The 10,470-nt window shown below is 69.1% G+C and carries 7 protein-coding genes; 5 read left to right on the top strand and 2 right to left on the bottom strand.

The annotated features are described in order from the left end of the window. Window positions 1-2: 2 nt before the first annotated feature. Window positions 3-1,196: a hypothetical protein gene (locus tag ACFU9E_RS16975; protein WP_380682157.1), complete on the bottom strand. Its 1,194-nt coding sequence runs from the start codon at window positions 1,194-1,196 to the stop codon at window positions 3-5. Between the two features lie 1,012 nt (window positions 1,197-2,208). Here ACFU9E_RS16975 and ACFU9E_RS16970 point away from each other — a divergent pair. The 5 genes from ACFU9E_RS16970 to ACFU9E_RS16950 all read left to right on the top strand — a co-directional run bounded on the left by ACFU9E_RS16970 (window position 2,209) and on the right by ACFU9E_RS16950 (window position 9,762). Then, a complete protein-coding gene (locus tag ACFU9E_RS16970) occupies window positions 2,209-5,067 on the top strand; it encodes a DnaB-like helicase C-terminal domain-containing protein (protein ID WP_380682156.1) in 2,859 nt (952 codons plus the stop codon). Between the two features lie 2 nt (window positions 5,068-5,069). Next, window positions 5,070-5,690: a hypothetical protein gene (locus ACFU9E_RS16965; protein WP_380682155.1), complete on the top strand. Its 621-nt coding sequence runs from the start codon at window positions 5,070-5,072 to the stop codon at window positions 5,688-5,690. A 426-nt stretch (window positions 5,691-6,116) separates the two neighbouring features. After that, window positions 6,117-7,148, top strand: coding sequence for a hypothetical protein (locus tag ACFU9E_RS16960; protein WP_380682154.1), 1,032 nt, complete (start codon window positions 6,117-6,119; stop codon window positions 7,146-7,148). A gap of 310 nt (window positions 7,149-7,458) precedes the next feature. After that, window positions 7,459-8,121 carry a hypothetical protein gene (locus ACFU9E_RS16955; RefSeq protein WP_380682153.1) on the top strand — a complete coding sequence of 221 codons (663 nt, stop codon included), beginning with the start codon at window positions 7,459-7,461 and terminating at the stop codon, window positions 8,119-8,121. Window positions 8,122-8,436: 315 nt separating this feature from the next. Then, on the top strand, window positions 8,437-9,762 hold the full coding sequence (locus ACFU9E_RS16950) for a hypothetical protein (protein ID WP_380682152.1): 1,326 nt from the start codon (window positions 8,437-8,439) through the stop codon (window positions 9,760-9,762). Between the two features lie 509 nt (window positions 9,763-10,271). On the opposite strand, the gene ACFU9E_RS16945 is transcribed toward ACFU9E_RS16950, so the two are convergent. Further along, on the bottom strand, window positions 10,272-10,470 hold a 199-nt coding region (locus ACFU9E_RS16945; protein ID WP_380682151.1), incomplete at its 5' end, for a hypothetical protein.

Here is a 10,470-nt window from a genome sequence, read left to right as displayed (position 1 = left end):
CCTCACCACGGTGTGCCCCCAAGAGCCCGGGCGCGGGCTGTCGCGACGAAGTCGCCCTCGGAGATGACCCGGACACCGTCGCTTCGGCCCTGCATCTCCCGCTTGAGGTCGTCGACGTAGTGCTTCTGCTCGAACCGGTGCTGGGGAAGGATCAAGAACCGATGCCGTGCCCTCATGCGCTGGTTCCACTTGAACGAGCGCCCCAGCATTGTCGCGCTCGTGCAGTCCTTGGCGTCCCCGGCCCACCACTCCGAGCGGACCGGGTCGTCCGGCGCGGCGGGATCGGGGAACTCCACGGCGACGTCGCAGGCGTCCATCCCTGGCCACTCGTGGAGCCGAGCCCGGCCTGCCGGCTGATGCCGGAGCGCATCGAACAGGCGCTTTTCCACCAGGCCCGGGTCGTGCATGCAGACCCGCACGCCGCGGTGCTGCACGTAGTAGCCCTCCAGCACCTTGAGCTGCCTGAAGACCGGAACCCCGGTACAGCCAGGCGTCCCGCACACCTCAACGCCCTCGTGCATGGGGTTGCCGCAGTCGCTGCAGACCCGGCAGGGCGCCGGCCCGCCGGTCTTGCGGTACTGGTAGGCGGCGTCGAAGAAGTCCCGTACGTACAGGCGACCGTGACGGTCCGCCTCCTTGAACCGCCCCGTGAGCTTGTTCAGGTCGAGGTCGGACACCACCGGGTTTGCGATCAGGAACAGCCGCAGCGCCACATAGGCATGCTGGACCTCCTTCTCCGTGCGTCCGTGCATCTCCGCCGCGGTCTGCAGCTTGGCGAACGTCAGGTTCTCCGTGAGCTCCGCCTCGGCATCCGACCTGGGCGCGAGCCGGGCCGCCTCATCCGCGAACGCCGACAGCTCCTCGCCATCGATCAACAGGCTCTCTGCGTCGCTGTCAGAGACATCCAGTCGCACAGGCCAGCACCTCAGCGGCAGCCGGCACCAGGCGAACACCCCCATGTCACTGACCGGCAGAGTGCTGCCCTGCTCCAGCGCACGCCACCACAACCGTGTCACACCCGTGCGCCACGCTTGCGGGAGCAGGCCGGTTGTGGGCTCCGCCCCCTCACGGACGCGCTGGCGCTCCCACAAGATCCGTGCCAGGCCAGCGGCCAGCAGTTTCAACGTCATGTAGTCGTCGGCGATGTTGCTGCCGACTTCGGCCAGCCGATCGCGGGCTGCCTGGTGCACCGTCACCCGCGCACCGTACACACGCACTTACGAACAGCAACGTTTCTGTTGGTCGCGGTTCACCCTAGGGAGTGTCGAGACAGGAAGGTGCGGACACAAGCAGTGACGAGCGTGATAAAGCGACGATGTCCAGGCGGATCAGTTGGTGAGACGAGATGGGCCACCTGGACCGGGTCACTGAGAAGCACCTGCCGTATGGTCTCGGCGGAGCATGATCGAAGACGAGGGAGCGGTCGGTGGGGCAGGTGGCGCCGCCACGACAGCCAACATGGAGGGAGACCTGGCTGCGGCCTGACGAAATGGCAACTCCTCCCGGCCCGACTATGTCCGGCCAGACCTGTCCACTGCCCGTGGGAGCTCGCCGGTTGTCCATGGTGGTCCGGTTCCATCCCGTCCCACGGTGTCCCGGAGCCGAAGGCCGAGCATGGCGGAATCCCGATCCCTGCCGATGCCAGCTTCCCGGCGACCGGCGCTATCGCGCCCGCGCGAGCGCAGGCGTTCACACCTCGGGTCCCGACAGCGGGTCCCTTGAGAACCCATGAGGTGCCGATGGACGGTGGGGGAGCACCTGAGCAGACCGCTCGGTAGCATCTGCCAACCATCGAGAGGCCGGCGACGCCGATCTCGCCCAGAGCCTTGCGGGAGGCATACTCGCCCGCCCACGGGAGTAGGCGACCCTGGAACAACGACGACACCCCGCCGACCGACGGTCGGCACAGCGTCTGTGCCCCGGTGCTACGCCCACCGGGGCGCCCCGTACGGTGCGGATCGTGCGCCACGACTGGCTCCCTGAGGTTGCACCGTGTTCGAGGGGCAATTGCAAGCCGCCGAGGACGTACTCCACCACGTAGCCATTACATACATGACCCATAGACAGGATCCTTTTGCCAAAGCTGACTTGCTAGATTCATGCAGCTCACCGCATACGAGATTTATGTATCGCGCATGCTAGAGTATCCATTACATTACTGATTGCTGTTCCTGCCCGCTGCCGTGCTCCCGTCCCCTGGAGGCCCTGGTGCCCGCCGCATCCGCCCCGCCGCCCGACCCCGCTGCCCCTGGCCCCGGCCCGGGTGCGCTCGCCGTGTCGCTGGGCGTGCACAAGGCAAGGCCGCTGCTGACCCAGCTCATCCGGGACGCCGAGCAGGGCACCATCACCGAGCTCACCCGCGGCGAGGGGGAGCGGGCCCTGCTCGTCTCCGCTCACCTGGCCACCACAGCCGGCGTCCCGACGGCCGATGCGCCCACCTTCGGCATCGCCGAGGCCCGCCCCGTCCTCGGCGACCTGGTCGCCCACGCCGCCGCCGGCACCCCGCAGGTGCTGCTGCGCCACAAGCGGCCGGTAGCCGTCCTGGCCCGCGCCGCCGCTCTCTTCCCGACCACCGCGGCAGTGCCGTCAGCCGCCGCTGTGCCGAGCACCGCCACCGAGACCCCCGCCGTCCCACCGGCGGCTGTGACCGCGCAGGACCCGGCGGCCGAGCCCACCCCGACCGCTCCAGTCGCCGGGCCGTCAGCTGCCGCTGCTGTCCCCGCCGCTGTGTCGAGTACCTCCAACGAGACCCCCTTCGCCTCACCGCAGGCTGCGGCCGCTGCGCCCCGCACCGCCGCCGGGCCGTCAGCTGCCGCTGCTGCGCCCGCACTCGAGCACGCTGCCGTGCCTGCCGCCGCCACCGCGGCGCGGCCGGTCCCGCGCCGTCGGCTTGCCCCGCTCGGGGAGGCCCTGGACACCCTGCTGCCCGCCACCGCCGCGGCGGTCGGGGACGGCGAGCAGACTCAGCCGGTGGGCCTGCCGACCGGCATCCCCACCCTCGACCAGGCCCTCGGATGCCTGCAGCCGGGCCGGTTCTACCTCGTCGCCGGCGCCCCAGGCACCGGGGCGAGCCTGCTGGCGATCAGCGCCGCCCGCGCCACCGCACTCACCCAGCACCGCACCGTCCTGTACGCGGCCTCCGGGCTGACCCGGGCCGACATCGCCGCCCGCGTGATCGCCGCGCACACCCCGGTCGACTACCGCCGCCTGCGCGCCCAGACCCTCGACGACACCGAGCGCCAGGCCGTCGCCCGCACCGCCGAACTCCTCGCCGCGGCCCCGCTGCTGATCGACGACGGTACCGGCCTGGACGCGGAGGCGATCACCACCACCGCCGCCGACGTCCCCGACCTGGCCCTCGTCGTGGTCGACCGCCTCCAGACCGCCCCCGACCCCCGCCTGCCGCTGTCCGGTACGCCCGCCCTCGCCGACGCGGGCCAGGCCCTGGCCCACCTCGCCCGCACCCACGACCTCCCGGTGCTCGCCGCCCTCGACACCGACAACCCCGACCTGATCCACGCCCTGGCCGCTGACGTCACCCTCACCCTCACCCCCGACAGGGCCCCCACCACCTTCGGCACCGGCGGCGGCCGTGTCCGCCTCGTTGTTGCCGAACGCGACCTCGGCCGCCTCGCCACCCTCACCCTGGCCGCCGACCCGGCCCACGCCCGCCTCACCGACCCCACCCCCGACCACGAGGCCGCGCCCGGCGCGTCCTCCGCGACCCCGGCCGCTGCATCTGGCGCTCCCGCCGCGCCCTCTGCCGGCCCCGCCGCGTCCTCCCAGCAGGCCCATCCGGACCCTGCCGCGCCCGCTGTGCCCGCCACCGGACCCGCCCAGGCACCGGAGGCGCCCCAGACACCCAACACGACCACCGAAGGCCCCCCGGAGCCCGCTACGCCGCTTCCCGACACCACCCTGGCCGCCGAGGCAGCCAAGGCCGCCCACAGCCCGTCCCACGCGCCCGCCGTGCAGAGCCCTGCCGCGGATGTTCCTGCCACCTTCGAGACCGGCAACCAGCCGCTGCGCCCCGCCCGTTCCGGCAGCGCCCGGGCGGCCGCCGCCCGCGGCGCCGGGTATGCGGACCGGGACTACAGCTACTACCTCGACATGATCAGCTCGGCGGTTGACCAGGCCCTGGAGGAGCACGGCGGCGACACCGAGGCCGCGATCGCCGCGCTGGAGAACAAGGCCATCCCGAACGGGATGGAACTCTTCGACGCGACCCGCGTCGGCGCCACCTACGAACACACCGTCTATCCCGAGACCCTGGACCTCCTGCGCAAGAAGTCCCGCAACGGCGCCGACGACATCTGGGAGGGCCGCCACAAGTGGGAGAACGTCGTCCTGCTCGACGACCTGCGCAAGGGCAAGCTGCCCCTCATAACGGTCGACGTTCTGGACACCAACGCCGCCTACTGCACCGCCCTGAAGACCCACCTTCCGATCGGCGCCCTGCAGCACCAGCCCGACGGTGGTTTCGACCCGAAGCGCTCCGGTATCTACCTGCTGCCCAAACGCCCCATCTGGCAGCACCCCCACCTGCCCGACCCGATCGGAAACCGCCGCGAGAGTGGCCCGGTGCTTCTCGACGACGCCACCGTTCGCCTACTGATCCGCTGCCACAAGCTCGGCCTCGCCGACGCCCCCCACATCACCGAAGCCTGGACCTCCGGCGCCAGCGAAAGCCTGCTGGAGAAGTACCGCCGCGTCCTGACCCTCGCCCGCGAGAACGCCATCACCACCGCCGACACCGTCACCGAGGCATACGTGAAGGCGATCTACGCCAAGTTCGTCTCCACCATCGGCGAATCCACCCACAACCGCGACCTGCGCCGACCGGACTGGATGCACATCATCCGCTCCCAGGCATTCGCCAACCTCTGGTACAAGGCCCACCGCGCCCACACCCACGGCCTGACCATCGTCGCCCTGCGCGGCACCGACGAACTCCACACCACCAGCGACAGCACCGACTGGCGCACAGTGTTCACCGAGGGCCGCCTCACCACCCAGATGAAACTCAAGGACCAGTACACCCTCCCGCGCACCCGAAAGGCCGCCTGAACGTGTCGACCGACGGATGGAAGAACTTCGGCAAGTACGGCGCCCATCTGGACCCCGGCAACGTCCACGGCAAGATCGCACTCGGCCGCGCCCTCGAAGACGCCCTCGAGCGCATGATCATCGAAGGCGGCATCAAATCCCCGCCCACCACCCGCCGTGGCCTGCTCGCCCGGATGCGCTATCTCACCACCACCACCGGCGGCACCCAGGCCCTCAGCGACGCCGGCATCACCGCCACCCCCCGCACCATCCGAGCCTGGACCCACGGCACCCAGCGCCCCCGCCCCCACAATCTCGAAGCCATCGACACCGCCTACTGGAACCTGCGCGCCCACAACGTCCTCACCAACCCCGGCGGCTTCAAGCAGCACCTCAACAACGCCGGCCGCGGCACCCGAGTCGAGATCCACCCCGTCAACCAGGACCTCGTCGACCAGCCCCGCCGCCGCGACAACCTCCGCCTACGCACCATCCAGGTCCGCTACGTCTGGGACGAAGCCGTCGACGCCATGGCCGACGGCGACGAGGCGAAGCTGGAGGAGATCTGGGACGACGTCATCGCCGACCTTGACTCCGACTGGGGCGCCTACACCTACGTCGCCCACGTCGGCCTCGGCGCCTGACCTCCAGCCCGCTCGCCCTCAGTTAGCCGGATTCAGGAAGAGGTGCCCGTCGACCGCCGGCCGACGTAAGCCTGTGCCGACCTACTCGAAGAGGACTGGGCTGGCCCGGTCCAGGAATGCCGCAGCACTTGGACGTCGCGGAGGGCTTCGGAAGCCTCGCCGCCGATCCCGAGGCTCTGCAGGCACTCGTCGATGGTGTGCGACGGTTCTTGGAGCATGATGAGTGGCAGCAGCGCTCCGAGAAGGTCGCGGTTCTGCCCGCCAGCGGGCCCTGGCGGCACTGAGGCCACAGCCGGGGGGCCGGGCCTGTGCGATGACCGGAAGCTGCCGGCCGACGCTGGCGGGCGGTAGGGGTTGCGAAGTCGCCAGCAGCTTGTACCCCAGCCCTGCCCACCGGTTGTCAGAGGTGGCGTGTAGCGTCCGGCCGTGACATACGGACTGACGCGCCTGCTGCGAACCGAGGACGACTGGTCGAACCTGCTGTGCTTCCTCGCCGAGCTCGACCCTGAGCCGCTCCGGTCTGCTTTGCTCTTGGCACCAGGCAGGGTCACCGTCTGGCGGGAGGCCTCGGTGAACGCAGGCAGAGGGGCCCCAGCAGGCCGGGCCGACTTCATCGTCCTGCTCGACGACATCGAGAGCAGGGTGATGGAGGTGAAGCTCGGTGCTGGTGCTCACGGCGATCAGTTCGCGGCATACGACGCCTGGGCAGAGGTTAAGGGCATACCGATATCAGCCCGCTACCTGGTGGGCCCGAACGCCGATCCCATCCCCAACGAGCCGAGCCATTGGTCTCGCCAGCTCACCCTCCCTGGTCTCCTCGCCAGCTGGAATCGCTCGACGGATGACCTCGCCCGGCTCCTGTCCGTCCGCGCACTCCAGCAGTTCACGCAACTGGAGGCCGAGGCAACCGGACCGGCACACCAGGCCTCCATTGCGCTGAGCGACGCACTGCGTCTGCGGCGATTGGCGAGCATCACGCAGACTGCCGTTCCACCCGGCACGATCTTCGAGCCGAAGCAGCGGTCTCAGAGCGGAGCCGCGAACATCTGTGCCTGGCGAGAGACATCGGACGGCTACGTCGTCGCCGAGATCCAACGCCTCAACCCGAGAGGTCCGAGAGGCGGTACGGACACTCCCTTCGAGATCCGCATCATGGTTGGGATCCCAGGGGCGACGCCCGAGGCCGACGGAGAACTGGCGGACCAACATCGAGACTGGCTCGCCCGCCGCAGCTTCGTGCAGCATGCGGGCTCGACCGTCCAGACAATGGTGGCGGCACCAGAAGACGACGGGTTCAAGCCCACGAAGTCGAACGGCAGGGGCCACCCTCGGTACTACGGATACAGCGGCGGCGGGCAGGGAAGCTCCGTGGTCCTCCGGAGCACAGTAGACTTGAACGACATGGTGACCGTGTTCTCCGCCGTGCTGGAGTACCTCACCACCTACCCGGAGCAGTAGACGAGGCCGGAGCACGTTCTCCGCTGGCAGGGCCCCGCCCGCCGTCGACCAAGACCACGTCAGCCCCGGAAGGAAATCTGCCGTGCCCCCTTCGATTCCCGCCGACGTCGCGGCAGCTGACATGCGCCGACTGGGCAAAGCCGAGCCCCTGGAACCCTACCCAGGCCGGGCTCGCGAACCTTGGATGTGCCGTCACATCCCGTGCCAGCAGGTCATCTATCCGAACCGAAACAACGTGATGAACGGCCAAGGGGCCTGCATCTGGTGTGCTCCTAACGCCCCAAAGAACCCGGCCGAGGCCAGGGCGGCAATGCTGGAGCACGGCTTCATAGTGCTGATGGACTTCCTTGGGACCGGCAAACCGTGGCTGTCGCAGTGCGTTGCAGCGGGGCACATCGTTGCCCCACGGTACGACAACGTGACCGGCCGAAACGGTGGCTGCCGGTTCTGCAAGCGCTACGGGCCGGGCGACCCGCTGGAGGCCGTCGCAGACATGCGGGCCGTCGGCTTCCGCCCGCTGGAGCCGTTCAAGAACGTCGCCTCACCCTGGCTCTCGTTGTGCGAGCGGTGCGAGAAGACCTCCTCCCCCAGGTTGAACAACGTCCGCAACAGGGGTGAGTGCTGCCGGCACTGCGCCCGCTACGGTCTGGACCCGGGCGCCCCGGCACGGCTGTACATCCTCTCTCATGCTGCTTATGGCGCGGTGAAGATCGGGATCACTGGGCTGCGGACTCGCGAGGACCGCATTGCACGCTTCAGGGGCCGCGGGTGGACGCTATTCTCCCAACTTGAGTTCCTGACAGGCGCGGACGCCTACCACGTTGAGCAGAGCGTGATCCGCCGGCTCAGAGCTGAGGGACACCCCGTGTTCCTCAGCGACGCGCAGATGCCGATCGGCGGCTACAAGGAGACGTTCGACGCAACGTTTGTGCCAGTTGAGCGGCTACTCGCGCTGGCGGAGGCCGAGCGGTAGCGGCGCGCGACGTTAGGCTGCGGACCGAGGCGCTCCGGCCGATGCGAGACAGTGTGTCACCACTACGAGATGGCCACCCGGCGCCTGAACCCGCCGCCGGCCCCTGACAGCCAGGACCCAGCCAACACCTCCCGCCAACCCGCCGCCCATCGCTGCTGCGCCGCCCCCCGAGCTTGCCGGGACGGCGGCTGCGCCGCTTCTGGGACAGCTGTCCGAGCGGTCTGCCACACTCGGCCCGTGGCGGTGGATCCGACGAAGCTGCGAGAAGCGGTCAGCACTGTCGTGTGGGGGCTCCATTCCTGTACCCACCGGGAGTTGACCGAGCTGGGGCCCGAGCTCAGGCTACCGATACCCGCGGCAGACACAGGCTCGAAGAGCCAGCGCCTGGAAGCCTGCCTCAAGGCACTCCCGGACGACGGCGGCCTCCTCCAGACCGCGCAGCGCCTCCTCGACTCCCCGCAGGTGTCCGTCCGCGGGAAGGAACGGTTCGCCCTCGAGGACGCCGTCTGGGACGCCGGAACGGTCATCGAGATCCCGGGCCGGGTGCGGCGCGAGCTGGCCGCCGCGATCAACCTCGACGAGCTGCTCTACCGCCAGGACAGGTTCGAGCGCGCACTGGAACGGTTCTGGCACCTGGACGACGACCCGATGGCGCTGTGGACGGGATCGTCGACGACGAGCCTGCGGGCCCGGATCCACCAGCACGTGTTCCGCAACCGAGAGGACTGGTCGGCGGAGGAACTGTTCGAGCAGCTCGGGGTCTTCGAGGCCGGCTCCGCCAGGTTCACCCGCTTCCTCGAAGCCCTGGTCGACCCGGCAACCCTCCCAGACGCTGGCGCCCAAGGCCGCCTCGTCGAGACGGTCAACACGGCGCTGGCACCGACCGCAATCCGCCTCGAGCAGACCGGCGAGCGCGACGGCTACCCACACTTCCAGCTCCTGCGCACCGGCCCCGGCACCGCCCGCAGGCCGAAGACCCTGATCTTCGCCACCACCGCCAAGCCCGACATCCGCTTCCTGAGCGTCGTCGACAATGACCTCGAAGTCCTGCAGGGGACAGACCACGTCCTCGTCTACGACCGACCCATCGGCCCGGACGGCATCCGCTGGTGCGACCTGCAGCAGTGGTGGCAGGAGAAAACCGGCACCGACGACACCGAGCAGGCCAAGAAGGACCTCTACAACCGCCTGCTGGCCTCCATGCCCAGCGAGGACGTCTCTCCCCAGCGCAACCTCTACCGGCTCTACCACCGCATCTACGGCGCCCGCGCCTCGACCCTGCCCGCCCTGCTCCCCGAGATCTGGCTGCACTGGGACCACAAGACCGTCCAAAAGCGCGGCGTCGAAGCCCTGCTGAACCACCGTATGGACTTCCTCATGCTCCTACCGGGCGGCCACCGCGCCGTCCTGGAAGTCGACGGCCGCCACCACTACGCGACCGCCAAGGCGTACGAGGACACCGTCCGCGGCGACCGCGACCTCAAGCTCCGCGGCTACGAGGTCTACCGATTCAGCTCCACCGAACTCAGCAACCGACACCACGCCAGCCCCCTCCTCGAGCAGTTCTTCACCACCCTCTTCACCCACCACAACCTCACCATCCCGCCGACGGAGCCCCACCACACGACCCCCAACACCTGACGCCCGAACCCGGCCGGGAACCTGGGCCAGGCGCACCCACTGGCTGAGCCCGCGTCAGCCCTCAACACCAAGCAACTGCCCACGAGTTCATCACGTCCCTGCTGCGCCCCGTTGCCGCCAACCGGCTGCGGTGAAGGGCAGCCGTGTGCGATACAGAACCCGCCCGGTCGATCAGTTCTGTATCGCCGACACCTTGCCTCTGCGGCATTACATATGTGTACCTGCAAGCCGCCGACACCTCGTTACATAACATCGCCGGCCAACTCTCGTCCTCTAGTTGCCAAGTAAGGTGGTCTAAACCAAATGGAAAGGTTTAGACCTGACTTGATCCTAACTGAGGGTCACGAAAACCTCTGCAGCAGAGGAAATGGCATCGCCTGGCTGCCCCTCACAGACCGCTCGTTCCGCCGGAGGCGGAACGAGCCCGGAGGGCGCCGAGAACGCTAGAATAGGGCCGCACAGCAGCCAGGGAACACCCGGCGCAAGCCGGTCTCCATGAAACTGGCAGGTCAGAGCCAGATATGAGCGAACCATCCGCCGAGGAACTCGGTTCGCATTACAGAGATCAGAACCGGGCCGGCGGTGACCGCCACCACCCACCGTGTTGAGCCGTCCGACCCCACACCGCCCCAGCCAGCTGGCGTCGCGGAGCGACGCCGCAGCATTCCGTCACGGTAGTGACGGCGCGTCATGTCTCCGGAGGAGACG

Origin of the sequence: Kitasatospora sp. NPDC057595, from assembly GCF_042800875.1 — a bacterium.
In the GTDB taxonomy this organism is placed as follows: Bacteria; Actinomycetota; Actinomycetes; order Streptomycetales; family Streptomycetaceae; genus Kitasatospora.
Note: the sequence above shows the minus strand (reverse complement) of the source record. Positions and strands in the feature narration are given on the sequence as shown.